14 protein-coding genes are annotated in these 19,865 nt (G+C 71.8%); 3 read left to right on the top strand and 11 right to left on the bottom strand.

Translation table 11 applies throughout. The features are described 5' to 3' along the window. Window positions 1-166 precede the first annotated feature (166 nt). The 10 genes from ASE27_RS20105 to mfd form a co-directional block, all read right to left on the bottom strand. Entirely contained in the window at window positions 167-1,105 is a 939-nt protein-coding gene (locus ASE27_RS20105; protein ID WP_157277240.1) for a septum formation initiator family protein, read from the bottom strand. Between the two features lie 234 nt (window positions 1,106-1,339). Then, window positions 1,340-2,620 carry a phosphopyruvate hydratase gene (gene eno / locus ASE27_RS03315; protein ID WP_056645740.1) on the bottom strand — a complete coding sequence of 427 codons (1,281 nt, stop codon included), beginning with the start codon at window positions 2,618-2,620 and terminating at the stop codon, window positions 1,340-1,342. A gap of 182 nt (window positions 2,621-2,802) precedes the next feature. After that, window positions 2,803-3,618 carry a MazG family protein gene (locus ASE27_RS03310; RefSeq protein ID WP_056645736.1) on the bottom strand — a complete coding sequence of 272 codons (816 nt, stop codon included), beginning with the start codon at window positions 3,616-3,618 and terminating at the stop codon, window positions 2,803-2,805. 66 nt (window positions 3,619-3,684) lie between these two features. After that, window positions 3,685-5,790 (bottom strand): carbohydrate-binding module family 20 domain-containing protein, encoded by a 2,106-nt coding sequence (locus ASE27_RS03305; RefSeq protein ID WP_235535334.1) that lies wholly within the window; start codon window positions 5,788-5,790, stop codon window positions 3,685-3,687. A gap of 301 nt (window positions 5,791-6,091) precedes the next feature. Next, a complete protein-coding gene (locus tag ASE27_RS03300) occupies window positions 6,092-6,937 on the bottom strand; it encodes an ABC transporter ATP-binding protein (protein WP_082608446.1) in 846 nt (281 codons plus the stop codon). Continuing rightward, on the bottom strand, window positions 6,934-7,782 hold the full coding sequence (locus ASE27_RS03295; RefSeq protein WP_056645732.1) for an ABC transporter ATP-binding protein: 849 nt from the start codon (window positions 7,780-7,782) through the stop codon (window positions 6,934-6,936). The genes ASE27_RS03300 and ASE27_RS03295 overlap by 4 nt, the downstream gene beginning before the upstream one ends. Beyond that, the gene (locus ASE27_RS03290) at window positions 7,779-8,714 is read right to left on the bottom strand and encodes an ABC transporter permease (protein WP_082608445.1); all 936 of its coding nucleotides are present in this window, start codon (window positions 8,712-8,714) and stop codon (window positions 7,779-7,781) included. The genes ASE27_RS03295 and ASE27_RS03290 overlap by 4 nt, the downstream gene beginning before the upstream one ends. Then, on the bottom strand, window positions 8,711-9,679 hold the full coding sequence (locus ASE27_RS03285; protein WP_056645730.1) for an ABC transporter permease: 969 nt from the start codon (window positions 9,677-9,679) through the stop codon (window positions 8,711-8,713). The genes ASE27_RS03290 and ASE27_RS03285 overlap by 4 nt, the downstream gene beginning before the upstream one ends. A 10-nt stretch (window positions 9,680-9,689) precedes the next feature. Further along, window positions 9,690-11,192 carry an ABC transporter substrate-binding protein gene (locus ASE27_RS03280; protein WP_056645725.1) on the bottom strand — a complete coding sequence of 501 codons (1,503 nt, stop codon included), beginning with the start codon at window positions 11,190-11,192 and terminating at the stop codon, window positions 9,690-9,692. Window positions 11,193-11,667: 475 nt separating this feature from the next. Further along, window positions 11,668-15,366, bottom strand: coding sequence for a transcription-repair coupling factor (mfd, locus tag ASE27_RS03275; protein WP_056645722.1), 3,699 nt, complete (start codon window positions 15,364-15,366; stop codon window positions 11,668-11,670). Between the two features lie 419 nt (window positions 15,367-15,785). On the opposite strand from mfd, the gene ASE27_RS03270 reads away from it, so the two are divergent. The 3 genes from ASE27_RS03270 to ASE27_RS03260 all read left to right on the top strand — a co-directional run bounded on the left by ASE27_RS03270 (window position 15,786) and on the right by ASE27_RS03260 (window position 18,367). Next, entirely contained in the window at window positions 15,786-16,418 is a 633-nt protein-coding gene (locus tag ASE27_RS03270; RefSeq protein ID WP_056645719.1) for a phosphatase PAP2 family protein, read from the top strand. A 63-nt stretch (window positions 16,419-16,481) separates the two neighbouring features. Continuing rightward, window positions 16,482-17,690: an L-2-hydroxyglutarate oxidase gene (gene lhgO, locus ASE27_RS03265; RefSeq protein WP_056645716.1), complete on the top strand. Its 1,209-nt coding sequence runs from the start codon at window positions 16,482-16,484 to the stop codon at window positions 17,688-17,690. Then, the gene (locus tag ASE27_RS03260; RefSeq protein WP_056645712.1) at window positions 17,687-18,367 is read left to right on the top strand and encodes a GNAT family N-acetyltransferase; all 681 of its coding nucleotides are present in this window, start codon (window positions 17,687-17,689) and stop codon (window positions 18,365-18,367) included. Before lhgO ends, ASE27_RS03260 begins: the two co-directional genes overlap by 4 nt. Window positions 18,368-18,417: 50 nt before the next feature. On the opposite strand, the gene ASE27_RS03255 is transcribed toward ASE27_RS03260, so the two are convergent. Beyond that, window positions 18,418-19,863 (bottom strand): DUF4038 domain-containing protein, encoded by a 1,446-nt coding sequence (locus ASE27_RS03255; RefSeq protein ID WP_157257355.1) that lies wholly within the window; start codon window positions 19,861-19,863, stop codon window positions 18,418-18,420. Between the last annotated feature and the right edge of the window lie 2 nt (window positions 19,864-19,865).

Here is a 19,865-nt window from a genome sequence, read left to right as displayed (position 1 = left end):
TGCCCGAGGGGTTCCCCGGGACCGGGACGTCGCCCAGGTCGGAGGCTGCGGGGTACGAGTCGTTCACGAGAGGTTCCGTTCTGCGGCGTGCGGTGCTGGTCCGGCGCCGGGTACCGGCGCCCTCCCATTGTCCCCGCTCCCCCGGGTGGTTCTGCAATCCGTCGGGTCAGCCCGTGGGCGTCGCGGGATCGGTCGGGGTGTCGGTCGCGGGCGGCGGGGGCTGCACGCTGCCCGCGGGGTCGACCGTCGCAGGCTCCGGTTGCTCTCCCGCGAGCTGGACCGAGCGCCACAGCGAGGTGTACCAGGGCGCCCCGGCGTGCCCCGCGACGTCGACCGGTCCGTCGGTCACGACCTGCCCCGTCTCCGGGTCCAGGTCGTCGACGACCGTGTCCGGGTCGATGACCCGCCACGCCCGCTCGCCCGGCATGACGTAGCTGAGCCGGTCGCGCGCCTGCGCGATCACGTAGGCCTGGTCGTCCCACCGGCCGAGCTCGACCTCGAGCTCGTCGCGCGTCGCCTGCGCCTCGGCCACGTCGGCCCGCAGCGCGCGCAGCTCGCCCGTCTGGTTGACGTAGGCGCGCACGGTGGGCAGCAGGAGGATCACGGCCAGGAGCACGACGACGGACATCACCAGGGCGCGGACCGTCACGACCTCGGGGAGCAGCAGGCCGTACCTGCTCCGGCGACGGTCGGCGAGCGCGGGGGCGCGGCCCCCGGCTGCACCGCGAGCACGAGGGGTCCGGGTGGTGGAGGCCTTCGCCGCCCCGGACCGGCCGGCCGCCCCGCCCGGGGCCGGGGGCTTCTTCGTGGAGCTCTTCGCCGAGCCCTTGGCCGCTGCGGACGCCGAGCCGGCCGGCTTCGTGCCCGGGGACTTCGCGGACTTCCCCGGCGACGCGGCCTTCGTCGGCTTCGCGGTGCCCGCTGCCCCCGGCTTGCCCGACGCCGGGCCGGACGTCCCCGCGTCGGCGCGCGAAGTCGTCGGGCTGGAGCCTGTGCTGCGGGCGCGGCCCGACGACGAACGTCCGTCCCCGCGTGATCCCCCCGCGCCACGGCCGCCCGGGCGCGCCGAGGCGCCAGGGGTGGACGGGCGGCGGTTCGAGGGCATGGTGCCGATTGTGCCGTCCCGCGGTCCCCGCCCGCCGCAGGGTCCGCGGCGTGCCGGGCAACGTGGTCGGATCCACACCAAGCGTTCACAACCCGCGCCGCCCCGACACGTCGCGGCAGGCTCTCGTGGGGGCATGCAGGGCCCCGGACGCACGGACGCCCGGCGGTTCCGAGGAACCACCGGGCGTCCGGTTGCCGACCGCGATCAGACCGCGGCTAGCAGGTGAGCGTCAGCTCACGCCTTCCAGCGCGGGAACGCCGAGGCGCCGGCGTAGCGTGCCGCGTCGTCCAGGGCCTCCTCGATGCGCAGGAGCTGGTTGTACTTGTTGATGCGCTCGCCACGGGCGGGGGCACCGGTCTTGATCTGGCCGGCGTTGGTCGCGACGGACAGGTCGGCGATCGTCGTGTCCTCGGTCTCGCCCGAACGGTGCGAGACCATCGCGGTGAAGCCGTTGCGCTGAGCGAGCTCGACGGCGTCGAGGGTCTCCGAGAGCGTGCCGATCTGGTTGAGCTTGACGAGCAGCGAGTTCGCCGACTTGAGCTCGATGCCCTTGGCGAGGCGCTCCGGGTTGGTGACGAACAGGTCGTCGCCGACGATCTGGACCTTGTCGCCGACCTCGGACACGAGCTGCGACCAGGCGCTCCACTCGTCCTCGGACAGCGGGTCCTCGATCGAGACCAGCGGGTAGTCCGCCACGAGCTGCTTGTAGTACGCGATGATCTCGTCCGAGCTCGTCGCCTTGCCCTCGAACTGGTACGCGCCGTCCTTGAAGAACTCGGTCGCGGCGACGTCGAGCGCGAGGCCCACGTCGACGCCCGGCTTGAAGCCGGCCTGCTCGATCGCGACGAGGATCAGGTCCAGCGCGTCGCGGTTGCTCGGCAGGTTGGGGGCGAAGCCGCCCTCGTCGCCGAGGCCCGTCGCGAGGCCCTTGCTCTTGAGCACGGACTTCAGGGAGTGGTAGACCTCTGCACCGGTGCGCAGCGCCTCACGGAAGGACGTGGCGCCGATCGGGGCGACCATGAACTCCTGGATGTCGACGTTGGAGTCGGCGTGCGACCCACCGTTGAGGATGTTCATCATGGGGACGGGCAGGACGTGGGCGTTGGGGCCACCGACGTAGCGGTAGAGGTCCAGGCCCGAGCTCTTGGCTGCGGCCTTCGCGACGGCCAGCGAGACGCCGAGGATGGCGTTCGCGCCGAGCTTGCCCTTGTTCGGGGTGCCGTCGAGGTCGATCAGCGCCTGGTCGATGAGGCGCTGGTCCTCTGCCTCGTAGCCGATCAGCTCGGGGGCGATCTCGTCGATGACCGCGTTGACCGCGTTCTCGACGCCCTTGCCCAGGTAGCGGGACTTGTCGCCGTCACGGCGCTCGACGGCCTCGAAGGCGCCGGTCGAGGCACCCGAGGGGACGCCTGCGCGCGCAAAGGTACCGTCGTCGAGAACGACCTCGACCTCGACGGTGGGGTTTCCGCGCGAGTCGAGAATCTCGCGTGCTCCAACGGCTTCGATGCTTGCCACGGTTGCTCCTTCAGGCTGCTTCCAGGTCCGGAGCGCAGGGCAGGCGACGATGGCGGTCGGGCGCGTCCGGGGTTGTCGCAACCCAGCCTAGTGGTCGGGAACACATAGTGCTCCCGCCGTCGGCACGTGGACACGATCGCCCGCATGTCGACCGTCCACGCCCGCCGGAGCGCCGGCGTGCGTCACCCACGGGGCGCGCTCGCGCTCGTCTCGGTCGCGACGATCGCCCGCTCGACCTCGCGCAGGGCGCCCCGCAGCGCCGTCTCGGCGTCCACGCCGTCGGCCTGCGCGCGGCGCACCACGTCGAGCAGCTCGCGCCCGTACGCCCGCTCGGTCGCGTCGACAGGTGCGGTGCGGTTCTCGTCCTGGTCGCCCGCGGCTGCGCCGCCCACCGTGCCCGACGACGCCGATCCCCTCCCAGGCCGCGCCTCGCCCGGGGCGAGGGTCGGGACCGACGGGGGCTCCGTCGTCGGGCCGGAACCCGAGGTCACCGCCCCGACCCCGGCGCGCTCCGCGCGGGACAGGACCTTCTGCGCGCGGGCCAGCGCACCCTGCGCGAGCGGGATCCCCTCCAGGACCGACTCGCGCTGCTTCTCCTGCTGCTTGATCTGGTCCCACTGGGCGTACAGGGCCGCGTGGCCGTCGCCCGTCGCGACCGCGGTGTCCGCGAACACGTGCGGGTGCCGCCTGACGAGCTTGGCGACCAGGTCGGCCGCGACGTCGTCGACCGTGAACGGGTCGACCGGGTCCTCGCTCGCGATGCGCGCGTGGAACAGGACCTGGAGCAGCAGGTCGCCCAGCTCCTCGCGCATGCCCGCGCGGTCGCCCGTCTCGATGGCCTCGGCGAGCTCGTGCGCCTCCTCGAGGAGGTAGCGGACCAGGGTCTCGTGGGTCTGCTCGCGGTCCCACGGACACCCGCCGGGCGAGTACAGGCGGTCCATGACGGCGACGGACTCGCGCAGGGGGTCGACGGGGCTGGAGGGCTCGCTCGTGGTCATGCGCCCATCGTAGGGACGACGGACCGGAGGGCCCCGGACGGGGACCCTCCGGACTGCCTGCTGCGGCTACCTCCAGGTGTCGTTCAAGGTCACGGCCCCGTTCGCCCCGACCGTCGCGGTGCGGTTGGCACCGCTCTCCCAGACCACGTTGCCCGCGCCGTCCTTCTTGACGTACTTGTACTCGAAGGTCGTCCCGGCGGGCAGGTCGAGCGTGAGCTTCCAGACGGGGTAGCTCGCGGCCGAGAGCGGCTTGGCCGAGGCGGGTGCCCACGAGCCGAGGGCCGTGATGCTGCCCACGACGTAGACGCTCTGCCCCAGGACCGTGGTGGCGTTGACCGAGAAGCTCGCGTCGCCCTCGGTCTCACCGGGCCCGCCGCCCCCGGTCCCTGCGCACGGGTCGCCCGCGGTCACGACGCCGCCCGAGACCTGGACGTGCCGGCCCGTGAGGCTGAAGTCCTTGCCGCCGTTGTTGTCCCACGTGCCCGAGCCGTTGGTGAACGCGGCCGTGACGGTGGCCCCGTTCGCGGGGATCTCGCGCGAGACCCAGCCCGTGCAGGCTGCGGTCATGTCGACGCCGGGAGCCGTGGTCCAGGCGCCCGCACCGATCTTGTAGTGGACCTTGTACGCGCTCCACCCCTTCGAGGTCGAGTAGTAGACGGTGGTGGCGGAGGTGGTCGGGCAGTCGACCGTGCACGGCGTGCCGCCGGTCTTCCCGACGTGCAGCGCGAGAGCCCCGTACGCGGGCACCGTCGCGGTGAACGTCCCCGAGGAGCTCACGGTGTACGTCGTGGAGCAGTCCTTGCTCGCCACGACGTCGCAGTAGGTGTTCGCGGGCAGCGACGACTGGTAGGTGCGCGTCACGGCCGAACCGGTGTTGTTGATCGCCACGTACCCCTTGTCACCGCGGCCGTAGGCGATGTTGTTGTTGCCGTCGTCCCACCAGTTCGTCACGGACGTGCCCTCGACCGTGTTGTGGAAGCCGACCATGCCGGCGATCTCGGTCCAGCGCTGCGTGCAGGTCCAGGCACTGTTGGAGCAGCTCGCGTCGGGGACCGAGCTGTGGGTGGCACCGGGCGCGCCCGCGTCCTTGTCGGTCCACGTGTAGCCCGTGTAGACCGAGGGTGAGCCGTAGGGCCACGAGAGCATGAACGCGTTGGCGAGCTTGTACTTGGCGCCCCACTTGTAGTTCATGGTCTCGCCGTTGCGCTCGGTGTCGTGGTTGTCGACGAAGACCCCCGCACGATCGGAAGCGAGCTTGTTGTCGGCGATGTAGCGCAGGTCCTTGATGCTCCCGTCGAACCTGCTCTTGAGGTCTCGTGCGTAGTTGAACTCGTGCGAGTCCCCGCTGCCCAGGTACTCGGAGGGCTGGATGGGCTCGCCCGCGGCCCCGATGACCTCGTGGACCCAGTAGACGTTCGGGTTGGTGAGCTTGGCCTTGATGGCCTCGAGGTCTGCGGCCGGGATGTGCTTGGCCGCGTCGATACGGAAGCCCGCGACGCCCAGGCCGATCAGGTCGTTCATGTAGCCCGCGATCTTGCCGCGCACGTAGTCGGAGCTGGTGCGCAGGTCCTGGAGCGAGACGAGGCGACAGTTCTGGACGTTGTACCGGTCGCCGTAGTTGGTGATGTTGGCGCGGCAGTCGTTGAAGTCGTTCGCGCCGTACGGGACCCCGGGGAAGTTGTCGACCGAGTAGCTGGTCCCTCCCGTGCCCGTGCCGGACCCGGTGTCGGCGCCCGCCGTGTGGTTGACGACCGCGTCCACCACGATGCCCACGCCTGCGGTCCTGCAGGTGTTGACCATGTTCTGGAACTCGGCGCGGTTGCCGAGCTTGGACTCGATCTTGTAGCTCACGGGCTGGTAGGAGGTCCACCACGCGGTGCCCTGGATGTGCTCCTGGGGCGGGGAGACCTGGACGTATCCGAAGCCAGCCGGTCCGATCGTGCTGGTGCACTCGGCGGCGACCGCGTCCCACGTCCACTGGAACATGTTGAGGACGACGTTCCCTCGACCGTTCTCCGACGCGACCACGGGCGAGGGCGTCGGGGCCTTGGCCGAGGCGGGTACCGCCCCGGCGACGAGGCCCGAGGTGAGCACGGCGAGCGCCGTGAGCCCGGCGAGGAGTCTGTGCCGTGAGTTCCTGCGGACCGGTCTGGTTGTTCGGCTGAGCATCATTGCTGCGTTCTCCGTTCGGTGCTGCGCACAGCCCCGCGTCGGTGCGTGGCTGCCCGTCCGCGCCCCGGCGTCGGTGCCGGGGCGTTACCGCTCCCCCTGTCCCCCTGGACCGGCCTGACCGCCGGCCGAACCCGCGCCTGTCACCATTGCAGAGAATTGCGGGTTCTTGCTGAAAGATTACACAGACCCCAGGGACGTGTCTCCCTTTCCGGACATGCAAGAAGGTTGCGGGTTGTCGGGCAGCGCAGTTCAAGCGCCACGGGATCCCGCTGCGTCGCCGTGCCCGACGGCAGCACGCCCCTCAGGGCAGCGTCGGCACCGCCGCGAGCAGCTCACGCGTGTACGCAGCGGCCGGCCGGGTCAGCACCTCGCGCGTGGGGCCGGCCTCGACGACCTCTCCCCCGCGCAGCACCACGGTCTCCTCGCACAGCTGCCCGACGATCGCCATGTCGTGGCTGACCAGGACGAGCGTGAGCCCCAGCTCGCTCTGGAGCCGGCGCAGCAGGTCCATGACCTGCTCGCGGACCGACACGTCGAGCGCGCTCACGGGCTCGTCGCCCACCAGGACCGACGGCGAGGGCGCGAGGGCCCGGGCGATCGCGATGCGCTGGCGCTGGCCGCCCGAGAACTGGGCCGGGTACTTGGTCCGGGCGTCGGGGTCGAGGCCCACCCACCCCAGCACCTCGTCGACGCGCGCCGACACGTCGCCACCGATCCGGAGCGAGCGCAGCGGCTCGGCGACGATCCGAGCGACCGTCATGCGCGGGTCGAGCGACGTGCGCGGGTCCTGGAGGACGACCTGGACCTCGCGCCGGTACCGCCGCATGAGCGCACGGTCCCGGCGGTCCAGGGGCGCGCCACGGTAGGAGATCGTGCCGCTCGTGGGGCTGTCGAGCCCCAGCAGCAGCCGAAGGAGGGTCGACTTCCCGGCGCCCGACTCGCCCACGATCCCCACGCTGCGCCCCGCACGGACCGCGAGGTCGACGCCTGCGAGCGCCGTCGTCGGGGGTGTGCGGCGCGACCCGCCGAACTCTCGCCGCACGCGGTCGAGCGCGACGAGAGGCGCGGCGTCGCCTGCCGGCCGGTCCCCGGGGACCGGCCGGTCGCCGGGGACCGGCCGGTCGCCGCTCGTGGGCTGGTCGCTCATCGGTCCTCCAGGGTGGGCAGGTGGGTCACGGCGCGCGCCGCGGTGAGCAGCGAGCGCGTGTAGGGGTCCTCGGGCGCCTCGAGGGCGCGCGCGACGCTCGTGGCCTCGACGACCTTCCCGTGCCGCATGACCACGAGGTCGCGCGTGACGCGGGCGACCACGGGCAGGTCGTGCGACACGAAGACCAGGGCCGTCCCGGTGCGCTCGATCAGGTCGTCGAGCAGGGCGAGGATCTCGGCCTGGACGGTCACGTCGAGGGCCGTGGTGGGCTCGTCGGCGATCAGGACGTCGGGCTCGCACGCGAGGGCCATGGCGAGGCACGCGCGCTGGCGCTGCCCGCCCGAGAGCTGCCAGGGGTAGGAACCGAGGATGCGCTCGGTGTCGTCGAGGCGCACCAGGCGGCACAGCTCGGCGGCGAGCTCGGCGGCTCGCGCACGCGAGACCTTGCGGTGCAGACGCAGCGGCCCGGCGATCTGCCGCCCGATCGTCATGAGCGGGTCGAGCGCCGTGAGGGGCTCCTGGAAGACCATCGCGATGCGGGCCCCGCGCACGCGGCGCAGGGCCTTCTCGCCCAGGGGCAGCAGGTCGGTCCCGTCGAGCAGGACCTGCCCGGTCGCGGTCATGCCGTCGGGCAGCAGGCCGAGGATCGCGGCCGCGGTGAGGGACTTGCCCGAGCCGGACTCGCCGATCACGCCCAGGCGCTCGCCGGGCGCGACGCGCCAGCTCACGCGGTCGAGCAGCACCCGGCCCGACGACGTCGCCACCGTCAGGTCCCGCACCTCGAGCCCGGTGGAGCGAGTCGTGGGGCCGGCGGTGCTCGGCGTAGGAGCGATCGTGCGCGTCATCGGTCGCCTCGCAGGCTCGGGTCGGTCCGTTCACGGATGCCGTCGCCCAGGAGGTTCAGGCCGAGCACGGTCCACGCGATGAGCAGCCCGGGCAGGATCGCCCCGAGCGGCTGGACCGCGACGGACTTCTGGGCGGCGCTGAGCAGCCGCCCCCAGGACAGGGCCGACGGCGAGCCGAGCCCCAGGTAGGACAGCGACGCCTCGGCGAGGATCGCCCCGCCCGCGAGCAGCATGAGCTGGACCAGCAGGGTGGGTGCCACGTTGGGCAGGACGTGGCGCAGGATGGTCCCCCACCAGCCCGTGCCCGACGCCGTCGCGGCCGTCACGTAGTCCTCGCGCAGCACCCGCGCGGCGTTGACCCGCGTGACGCGCGCGATCACCGCGGCCCCCGAGATGCCGATCGCGACGATCGCCGAGGTCAGGGACGCACCCCGGACCGTCACGATGAGCATGGCCAGCAGCAGGGTGGGGAAGGCGATCATCAGGTCGATCACGTTGAGCAGCGCGACGTCGGCCCACCGCGTGGTCGCCGCCGCGACCACGCCGATCGTGATGCCCAGCACGCCCGCGATGACGACCGAGGCGATCGCCACGGTCATCGCGACCGTCGCCCCGCCCATGAGCTGGCTCAGCAGGTCGCGCCCCAGCCGGTCGGTGCCCGCCCAGAACTGCGCGCTCGGCCCCTCGAGGCGCCCGCCCGTGCCGGCCGCGCCCGCGCCCACGTCGTAGGGCGTCCAGAAGATCGCGACGACACCGACGAGCGCGACCAGCCCGACCATGACCAGGCCTGCGACGAACGACGGGCTGACGCTCCGCCGTCGGGCGCGCGGGGCGTCCCCCGCACCGCCCGAGACGTGCGGCGCGAGCGACTCCTCGACCTCGATGCGGCCGGCAGCGGCCCCGGGGATCTCCCCGCCCAGGTTGATGCTCATCGTGCGCCTCCGAGGGCCGAGCCGGCGCGCAGCCGGGGGTCGATGCCGCGCTGGGCGAGGTCGACCAGGAAGTTCGTGACGAGGACCAGGGCCGTCAGCCCCAGGACGAGCGCCTGCACGACCGGCAGGTCACGGCCCTCGACCGACGAGACCAGCAGCGTGCCGAGGCCCGGGAGCGCGAAGACGTTCTCCACGACCACGGCCCCCAGCAACGACGTCGCGAGCTCGATCCCGAGGATCGCGACGACCGGGACCGCGCCGTTGCGCAGCCCGTGCCGTGCGAGGGCGTGCCACCGGCCGTAGCCGAGCGAGCGAGCCGTGCGGACGTAGTCCTGGTCCAGCACGTCGAGCGTCGCCGAGCGCACGTACCGGACCATGACCGACGACATGGCGATGGCCACGGTCGCCACGGGCAGGACCAGCGACCTGACGGCCGCCGCGGGGTCCTCCCAGCCCTGGCGGGGGAACCCGCCGGGCGGCAGGACCCCTGCCTCGAGCGCGAAGATCCACACCAGGATCACGCCGACCCAGAAGACCGGCACCGCGACGCCCAGCTGCGACACGGCCGAGACCGTGACCCCCACGACGCCGCGACGACGGACGGCCGCGACGACCCCGAGCGGCACCGACACGAGCACCGAGACCACGAAGGCCGCGAGGCTCAGGGGCAGCGTGATCGGCAGCTTGCTCGCGATCAGCTCGCCCACCGGGAGGCGCGAGACGAACGACGTGCCCGCGCTCCCCGAGAACAGTCCCGCGACCCACTGCCCGTACTGCGTCCACAGGGGCTGGTCGGTGCCGAGGTCGGCACGGAGCTGCTCGAGCTGGTCGCTCGTCGTGCCCACGCCGAGCGACGTGCCCGCGCTGTCCCCCGGCAGGAACCGGAGGACGGCGAAGACCACGACGCTCGCGAGGACCAGCGACAGCAGCAGCGTGCCGACGCGCGTCAGGAGGTAGCGGGACATGGGTGCTCGGTCAGCCTTCCCGCACGATGTCGGCGACGTAGAAGCTCTCCGTCACCTGGTTCACCGGGAAGCCCGTGATCTCGGCGCGAGCGACCCGGATCTGCGGGTCGAGGTACAGCCAGGCGCTCGCCGCCTCCTGCCCGATCGTCTCGTTGACCTGGGTCAGCAGGGCCGTCTGCTCCTCGGTCGTGGCCGCCTGGTCGGCGTCCGCGACCCACTGCTGGACGTCCTTGTTGTCGTAGCCCCAGTAGAAGTCCGGGTTCGCGTACCAGACGACGTCGCGCGGGTTCACGTGGCCCATGAGCGTGGTCTGGAAGTCGTGGTCCGTGTAGATCTTCTGGTACCAGGTCGCGTCGTCGATCGGGTTGAGCGTGAGCGTGACGCCCACCGCCTGGAGGTCCGACTGGAGGAGCTGGGCGATGGTCTCGGACGGGTCGCCCGCGACGTAGTCGACCGCGATCGTCAGGTCGCTCACGCCGGCCTGCGCGAGGAGCTCCTTCGCGGCCTGCGGGTCGTACGCGTGCACGTCGGCCTGGTCGACGAACCACGGGTCGGTCGGGGGGACCATCGAGCCGATGACCTGGCCGTAGCCGTCCCACACCGCGTCGAGCACCTTCTCGCGGTCGATCGCCTTGTACAGCGCCTGGCGGACGCGGACGTCGTCGAACGGCGCGACGCGGTCGTTGAAGGCCCAGATCTGCTTGGTCGTCGACGTGCCCTCGGTGATCGTGAACGCGTCGTTCCCCTCGAACTGCACCAGCTGGTCCGGGGAGTCCTCCGCGATGACCAGGTCGAGGTCACCGGTCAGGAGCGCGTTGTTGAGCGCGGTCGTGTCCTTGAAGAAGCGGAACGTGACGCCCGAGTTCTTCGCGGGCTCGCCCCAGTAGTCGTCGTTGCGCTCGATCGTCAGGTGGTCGCCCTGCGTCCACTCGACGAACCGGTACGGGCCCGTGCCGTTCTCGCTCGTGAGCTCGGTGTCGCCGTCCTGCACGACCGTCACGGACGCGAGGTAGAACGGCAGCGACTGGCTGCGGCGCGACAGGTCGAGCTGGACCGTGGCGTCGTCGGGCGCGGTGATCGACGAGATGACCGACAGGTCGTTCTTGCGCGCGCTCTTGGACTCGGGCGCGATGGTCTGCGAGATGCTCCAGACGACGTCCTGCGCCGTGAGGTCCGACCCGTCGTGGAAGTGCACGTCGGGCTGCAGGTGGAACGTGTAGACCAGGCCGTCCTCGGACACGTCCCAGTCCTTCGCGAGGGTCGGGACCACCTGGCCGTCGACGTCGACCGAGGTCAGACCCTCGAAGACGTTGCGCGTCATGGTCTGCGAGACGCCCGAGCTGCCGCCGACGTTGCGGACCAGTCCGGTGGGCTCGTTGGTCGAGCCGATGACGATCTCGGCATCCGTGCCCGCCGCGGCGCTGCTGCTCGCACCGCCGGACCCGCCCGAGCCGCACGCGGCGAGCAGGAGGGTCGTCGCCAGGACCGCGGCGGCTGCCTTGAGGGTTCTCATGGGGGTTCTTCCGTTCCAGGAGGTGCAGCGAGGCTGCACGGGGACCACCCCGGACGCGACCGGTAGGCCGACGGACGGTGTGGCGAGGGGGATCGTGGAGCGTCGGCAGTCCGACGGCGTGGACGAAGCCACGAGGCCGGGGGCCGAGGGGGCCGTCGGACGTCGCCGCAGCGTGCCGCGCGAGGGCGCGGCGGGCAGGGGGAGGCGACTGCCGGAAGGCGGGGAAGGATCAGACCTGTGCGAGAGGGGCCGTCACGTCGGGGTGGTCCCGCGACGGACGCCGCCTGTCAGCGGCTGCTCAGAGACAGCGACAACAGCGGGCGGCGCTCGTCGAGCCGTGCCGTCCGGTGCTGGGGGTGCGCGTGGGAGCGCTCAGGTCGAGAAACATGATGCGACAACTATCTCACCGACCGGGCGGTATGGATACGCGCGACGGGTGTGGTGGTGGTCACGTCGACCGCCACCACACCGACCGTCACCGCTTCGCCGTCCCCACCGACGCGGCCGCACTCACGTCGCCCGTGATGACCGCGTCGATGAGCTGGCGCGCCCAGGCGAGCACCTCCATGCCCCGCAGCGGACGGCCTCCGATGCGCGCCGTTGTCGGGAAGGGCACGAGGAACGCGCGGATCGCGGGCTTGAGCATGGTGCCCGGGTAGAGGCGCTTGAGGCGCAGCTCCGCGGACTCCGGGAGGTCGACGGGCGCGAAGCGCACGAACTTGCCCTGCGCCGTGACGTCCGCGAGCCCCGCGCGACGCGCGTGGTTGCGGAAGTCGGCGACCGCGAACAGCGCCTCGACGACCTCCGGGAGCGCGCCGTAGCGGTCGACCAGCTCGGCCCGCACCTCGGCGAGCGCCGGCTCGTCCTGGGCCGCCGCGATCTTGCGGTACGCCTCGAGGCGCAGGCGCTCGTGCGCGATGTAGTCGTGCGGGATGTGCGCGTCCACGGGCAGCTCGATCGAGACCTCGGGGGCTTCCTCCTCGACCTCGCCCTTGAACGACGCCACGGCCTCGCCGACCATGCGCACGTACAGGTCGAACCCGACGCCCGCGATGTGCCCCGACTGCTCGCCGCCCAGCAGGTTGCCCGCGCCGCGGATCTCGAGGTCCTTCATGGCGATCTGCATGCCCGCGCCGAGGTCCGTGTTGGCGGCCATGGTCGCGAGGCGGTCGTGCGCGGTGTCGGTCAGCGGGCGCTCGGGCGGGTACAGGAAGTACGCGTACGCGCGCTCGCGCCCACGACCCACGCGGCCACGGAGCTGGTGGAGCTGGGAAAGGCCCAGCATGTCGGCGCGCTCCAGGATGAGCGTGTTGGCGTTGGAGATGTCGAGGCCGGTCTCGATGATCGTGGTGCAGACCAGGACGTCGAGCTCCTTCTCCCAGAACGCCGTGATCGTCTGGTCGAGCTGGGACTCGCTCATCTTGCCGTGCGCGACGCCGATGCGGGCCTCGGGGACCAGCTCGCGCAGGCGCTGGGCCGTGCGGTCGATCGTCTCGACCTTGTTGTGCACGTAGAACACCTGGCCCTCGCGCAGCAGCTCGCGACGGATCGACGCCGAGATCTGCTTCTCCTCGTACGCGCCCACGTACGTGAGCACGGGGTGCCGCTCCTCGGGCGGGGTCGCGAGGGTCGACATCTCGCGGATGCCCGTGACGGCCATCTCGAGCGTGCGCGGGATGGGGGTCGCGCTCATCGCGAGCACGTCGACGTTGGTCCGGAGCTGCTTGAGCGTCTCCTTGTGCTCGACGCCGAACCGCTGCTCCTCGTCGATGATGACCAGGCCCAGGTCCTTGAACTTGATGGACCCCGAGATGATCCGGTGCGTGCCGATCACGACGTCGACCGAGCCGTCCTTGAGCCCCTCGACCGTCTCCTTGGACTCGGCCTCGGTCTGGAAGCGCGAGAGCGCCTTGACCGTCACGGGGAACGCCGAGTAGCGCTCGGCGAACGTCTGGAAGTGCTGCTGGACCAGGAGCGTCGTGGGAACGAGGACCGCGACCTGCTTGCCGTCCTGCACGGCCTTGAACGCCGCCCGGACCGCGATCTCGGTCTTGCCGTACCCGACGTCGCCGCACACGAGCCGGTCCATCGGGACCGGCTTCTCCATGTCGGCCTTGACCTCGTCGATCGTGACGAGCTGGTCGGGCGTCTCGACATACGCGAACGCGTCCTCGAGCTCGCGCTGCCACGGGGTGTCGGGCCCGAACGCGTGCCCCTGGGTGGCCATGCGCGCGCTGTAGAGGCGGATGAGCTCGCCCGCGATCTCCTTGACGTGCTTGCGCGCCTGGCTCTTGGTCTTGGCCCAGTCCGAGCCGCCCATCTTGTTCAGGCTGGGCGACTCGCCGCCCGTGTACTTGGTGACCTGGTCGAGCTGGTCGGACGGCACGAACAGGCGGTCGCCCGGCTGGCCGCGCTTGCTGCTCGCGTACTCGATGACGAGGTACTCGCGCGTCGCGGCGTTGCCGCCCGTGCCGAGCGTGCGCTGCACGAGCTCGACGAACTTCCCCACGCCGTGCTGCTCGTGCACCACGTAGTCTCCCGCGCGCAGCGCGAGGGGGTCGACGACGTTGCGCCGCCGCGAGGGCATCTTGCGCATGTCGCGCGTGCTCGACCCCTGGCGTCCCGTGAGGTCCGACTCGCTGAACACCGCGAGCTTGAGCTCTGGCGCGACGAACCCCGGCCCCACGGGGGCGGGCGTCACGAGCACGACGCCGCCCTCGGGCTCGGTGTCGATCGACGCGACGAGGCGCGCGGCCGTGTCGACCGCGGAGAGCTGCTCGGTCATGCGACGTGCGGGGCCGTGGCCCTCGGTCGTCAGGACCAGGCGCCAGCCCGCGTGCTGGAGCGAGCGCAGGTCGTCGAGCGCGCGCTCGACGTCCCCGCGGTAGGACTCGACGTTGCGCGCGGGCACGGTGAAGGTGGTCACGCCGTCCGTGCCCATGCCCGACGTCGGGCCCTCGCCTCCGGGGAGCTCGTCGCCCGGGTGGGCCTCGCCGTCGGGGGTGGCGCCCTCGTCGAGACCGAACGGGCTGAGCGTCCACCACCCGAGGCCGCGACGCTCGGCGACGTCGTGGACGTCCGCGAACGTCTCGAACGACGCGGCCGAGAGGTTGATCGGGGTCGAGCCGCCTGCGGCCGCACCGGTCCAGGCGGCGGCGAGGAACTCCTCGGTCGTCGCGACGAGGTCGTGCGCGCGGCGGCGCACGCGCTCGGGGTCGTTGATGATCAGCAGGGCGTCGTCAGGGACGAGGTCCAGGACGGGCAGCATGCGGTCCACGAGGACCGGGGCGAGGGACTCCATGCCCTCCACGGCGATGCCGGCGGCGAGCTTGTCGAGCATGTCGGTCGCGCCGGGGAGCGTCTCGATCAGCTCCGCCGCGCGGGCGCGCACCGCGTCCGTCAGGAGGATCTCGCGGCACGGCGGCGCCCACACGCCGTGGTCCGCGATCTCGAGGCTGCGCTGGTCCGCGACCGCGAACCAGCGGATCTCGGTGACCTCGTCGCCCCAGAACTCGACGCGCAGCGGGTGGTCCTCGGTCGGCGGGAAGACGTCGAGGATGCCGCCGCGCACCGCGAACTCGCCGCGCCGCTCGACCATGTCCACGCGCTGGTAGGCGGCCGCGCTCAGGCGCTCGGCGACGTCCGTGAGGTCGGCCGTCTCGCCCGTGCTGAGCTCGACCGGCTCCAGGTCCCCCAGGCCCTCGACGACCGGCTGCAGCAGCGCACGGACCGGCATGACGAGGACGCGCACCGGGCCCGACTGGCTGATCTCGCTGGTCGGGTGCGCGAGGCGGCGGAACACCGCGAGGCGCTTGGCGACCGTGTCGCTGCGCGGCGACAGCCGCTCGTGCGGCAGCGTCTCCCACGCGGGCAGGACCGCGACCAGGTCACCCAGCTCGTCGGGCAGGTAGGCGCGCACGCTCGCGGCGAGCTCGTCGGCCTCACGACCCGTCGCGGTCACCACGACGAGGGGCCGGGAGCCCTGGGCGGGGGCGCCCTTCTCTGCCCCGGCGGCTTCCCCGGTCGCGGTCGCCCCCGCCATCGCGGCGAGCAACGGCGGGCGCACGCCCACCGGTCCGACGACGTCGACCGCGCCCCGCAGGCGCACGTGCTCGACGACCGCGCGCGCGGTCGGGTCGGCCAGGAGGGCGGGCAGGATTCCGGTGAGGTTCATGAGTTCCTTCGAGCAGGGTCACCGACGGCGGTCGTCCACAGGCAGGGCACGGGTCGACGCGCCCCGCAGCGAGAGGCGGGGCACGCCGGGACAGCACGAGCGGCCCGGACCGAGGTCGAGGCGGCGGTCCGGGCTGAGGGTGCGAGAACCAGGTTACGCCGAGGGGCCGACACCTTGCCGTGTCCGGTCGCGGCGGACCATCCACCGATGACACGTGTCGTTTCACCCCGCGTCGACGTTGACGCCGACGTCGGGCCGACCACTAGCCTCGATACTGACGGCGGAACGGTCTCGCCGAGCGACCGAGAGCACCGACGGGGAGGGGGCCGGGCGATGAAGCCGCCACCCCCCACGCACCTCGTCGAGATCACCCCGTCACGCGCTGCCCCGCGGAACTTGACGTGCACGGGGGCCAGAGCATGACCGCCTCCGTACCGGGATCCCTCCTCTCCGGCCCCCGCGCACTGCTGGTCAGGTGGGCCGTCGCTCTCGCGGTCGGTTTCGTGGCGCTCTACTGGTGGGCGGTCCGGACCTCGGCGGGGCAGCGCCAGGACATCCTGGTCTTCGCGGACGCCCAGGCACTCAACCAGGCCCTCGCTCCGGTCGCAGGGGCTCTGCGTCCGGGCCTGCCGACAGCGATCGGGCTGTTGGTTCTCGTGCTCGGGGCGATCTCCGCCTACCGTCGCCACTGGCGGCCGCTCGCCGCGGCGGCGGTCATCGTCCTCGTGTCGGTCGTCCTGTCGGAGACACTCAAGGAAGACGTGCTCGAGCGTCCCTACCTCGGCGACCTCGGCTACACGGTCAACAGCTTCCCTTCCGGTCATGTCACCGCGGCCACGGCCCTCGTGGTGGCGACGCTCCTGCTCTGGCCGCCAGCGCTTCCTCGCGGCGCCCTCTGGGTCGCGGGTGGCGTCGTGCTGGCCGCATGCGTCGCATCGGTCGTCGGCCACGCGCACAGACCGAGCGACGCCCTCGCATCGGTCCTGCTCGTCGGCTCCGTGACGTGCCTGACCTGCGCGCTCCTGCGCGTACCGAGAACGGCACCGGCGTGACCGGTGCACAATCGGACCGTGTGCGCCGTCCTCTGGGAGGGCGCCGACCGAAAGAGGTAGGACATGACACGCTTCATCGTGGTCGGGGCAGGGATCATCGGGCTCGCGACAGCGGCCCGGCTCGCGGCCCGCGGGGACGAGGTGACGGTCCTCGAGAAAGAGGCGGACGTCGCCGAGCACCAGACCGGCCGCAACTCCGGAGTGATCCACTCGGGTCTGTACTACCCGCCCGGCAGCCTCAAGGCGACGCTCGGTACCGCGGGGGCGCGGTCCATGACGGAGTTCGCCGAGGAGCACGGGATCGCGGTCGAGACGTGCGGCAAGCTGGTCGTCGCCGTCGAGGAGGACGAGGTCGCGCGGCTCGCTCTGCTGGCTGAGCGTGGACGGGCGAACGGCGTGCCCGTGCGTGAGATCTCCGCGGCCGAGGCACGCGAGTACGAGCCCCACGTGGTCTGTCGTGCGGCGCTGCACGTCGAGAGCACCGGCATCGTCGACTATCGCGGCGTGTGCCGAGCGCTGGCGGACCAGGTGCGCGCCGGCGGCGGCGAGATCCTGTTCGGACGGGCCTTCCGCGGCGCCCGGACCGAGGGCGACCGCGTTCGGGCATGGGTGGATGTCCTCGACGGAGGGCAGCGCGAGGAGATCGTCGCCGATGCCCTGGTCGTCTGCGGCGGCCTGCACGCGGACCGGCTCGCTCGGGCATGCGGTCTCGAGCCCGAGGCGCGCATCGTCCCGTTCCGCGGTGAGTACTTCGAGCTGGCACCCCAGGCGGCCGAGCTCGTGAACGGACTCATCTACCCTGTGCCGGATCCCCGCTTCCCGTTCCTCGGTGTGCACCTGACCAAGATGGTGGGGGGCGGAGTCCACGCCGGGCCGAACGCGGTTCTCGCCCTGGCACGCGAGGGCTACAGGTGGCGTGACGTGTCGCCCGCGGACGTCGCAGACGCCCTGACCTGGCCCGGCCTGTGGCGTCTCGGGGCACGCAACTGGGTTCCAGGTGCCCGTGAGGTGGCACGTTCGATGTCGCGCTCGCTCTTCGCATCGTCGCTCGCCCGCCTCGTCCCCGAGATCGGTCGCGACGACCTCACGCCCTCGCCCGCCGGCGTCCGTGCCCAAGCACTTCGACGCGACGGTGCGCTCGTCGACGACTTCCTGATCCAGACGGCCCCCCGGCAGGTCCACGTCCTCAACGCCCCGTCCCCTGCGGCCACGGCCTCGCTCGAGATCGCCAAGCACATCGAGCGTGAGCTCGATGCCGGTGTCGCGGCATGAGCGCCCAGGCTCGCTTGCCGCTCGGTGGGGCCACCCGAGATCTCTGGCGCAGGCAGAGGGATCGTCTGATCGAGGTGGTGCGGTGGCGGATCGGCTACTACGCCGAGGACATGCTCCCGCCGTTCCCGGCCGGGGGGATCGCCGGACCGTTGGCCACACTTCGACCGCACGTCGCGGCCGACGGCGTCGGGCGCATCGACCTCGAGTCGTCGCCCGGGATCCTGCTCTGGAACCCGCTGCTCGAGCCGAAGACCACTACCGCTGAGTACTTGCGCTGGCTCGTGGAACGCAACCGAATGCTCCTTCGGTGCAGAGGCCCGTACTCGATCGCGATCGCAACGACCGACGGCGATCAGTACGTAGGAGAGGTGACGGTCTTCCCTTTGCGGGACGTGCCGAGCACGGTCGAACTGGCCATCGCACTCCGTTCCTCGTTCCGTGGGAAGAACTACGCCCGGGAGTCGGTCGAGCTTGCCCTGGGATGGCTGCGCGAGACGCAGCAGATCCACCGTGTCATCACGCGGCACAACGTGCTCAACCGACCAGCCTGCTTCATGAGTTCTTCGCTGGGCCTCGAAAAGGAGGGCGTCATGCGCGCCGCTTACCACGCAGCCCCGGATGACGACGGCCGGTGGCGAGACGCCTGCCACCACGGGCTCGTCCTCGACGGGCCGTAGCCGTAGCCCCCCGGGTGGCGGCACACTGCCGGAGTGGTGCGGCCGGGTGGTCAGCCGCGGTCAAGGAGCAGGAGCCAGTCGCCGTCCCCCGCGGCGTTGGCGCCGGGGGGCGTCATGTCCGCCGTCAGGGCGACCTCCACGAGTGCACCCGACGTCGGGTCGAACCACCGCGCACGGGTCACCTCCGGGACGAGCGAGAGGTCCAGGGAGAGCCTGCGCGCGGTGGGGACGTAGACGACGGCGAGGTCCCCCGCCGCGCTACGGGCCGACGTCGCCCGGTCGGACTCGAGAACGTCGGCGAACCCGCCGTCCTGCGTCCCTCGGGTGGTCGCCTCGCCGCCGCCCTCGACCAGGAGCGCGTCGTCAGCGTCGGGGACGAGGTCCCACCACCGGATCGACGAGAACTGCGCGTGGATCAGCTGGAGCTGCTCGACGGCGGGAGTGTCCGTCACCGACTGCCAGTCGTCGCTGAACTGCCACACCGAGCGGTGCCCGTACGCGGCGCCGGTCCCACCCGACGTGTAGGTCCAGAGCATCTGACGCCGGAGTGTCTCATCCGTCGTCGGCGGGCCACCCTCGTTGTTCTCGGACTCGAAGTTCGCCTCGATGAGCATGACCGGTGCGATACCTCGCTCGTAGGCGGTCAGGACCGGACCGTAGGAAGGTCGGTAGGTGTAGGCGGCCTCGAGCTGGTAGACACCACGCCAGGCAGGGTTGTCGTAGGACGTCGAGTCGGTGTTGTAGTACTGGACCGTCACCAGGTGCTCGTCGCCACCTGCCCGCAGCCCGTCGACGAAGGCGAGCATCTCGGCGTCATACCGTTCCCAGTCCTCCGGGCGGTAGTCGACACCCATGAGCCACACGATCCCCGGGGTGGCCGCGTAGCGCTCGCCGATCGCCCGGCCCATCGCACTCGCCTGGTCCGCGCCCCACGCGCGCCCCTTCTGCTCGGCCGCGACGCCGACCCCCGAGGCTGCGAGGAAGACCGTGATCCCGTTATCTCGTGCCACGGCGAGACGACGGTCCAGCTCTGCCCAGTACTCCTCGGCGAACGTGACACCGTCGTCCTCGAACGGGCGCTGCCCGTCCACCGTGGCCATGGACTCACCGTCGAGACCGATCCAGGGCACCGGAGTCATGAGCACCGCGTTGAAGCCCTGGGCGTGCCGACGGGCCATGTGCGCGGCGAACTCGTCGCCGTCAAGACTCTGCATCGCTGCCCAGATGGTCTCCGCGTGCACCAGGAGGGGATCTCCGCGCTGGTCGACCAGGTGCTGCCCGTCGGCTCCCGCGACGATCGGCAGGCCATCGCGGGACCAGGTGCCGGTCGGTGCCGACGGCGGGGCGCTCTCGGCGCGTGACGGTGCCGAGGACTCCTGTCCGGTGGTGCTCGGTCCCGAGGTGAGGCTCGGCTCGCGCTCCTGGGCCCCGCCGGTGCATGCTCCGAGCAGCAGGGCGAGGAGGAGCACACCGACCGCTCTCGTCCGTATCGTCATCG

This window comes from Oerskovia sp. Root918, assembly GCF_001428945.1.
GTDB classification, from domain to species: Bacteria; Actinomycetota; Actinomycetes; order Actinomycetales; family Cellulomonadaceae; genus Oerskovia; species Oerskovia enterophila.
This window is presented reverse-complemented; position numbering and strand designations above follow the sequence as displayed.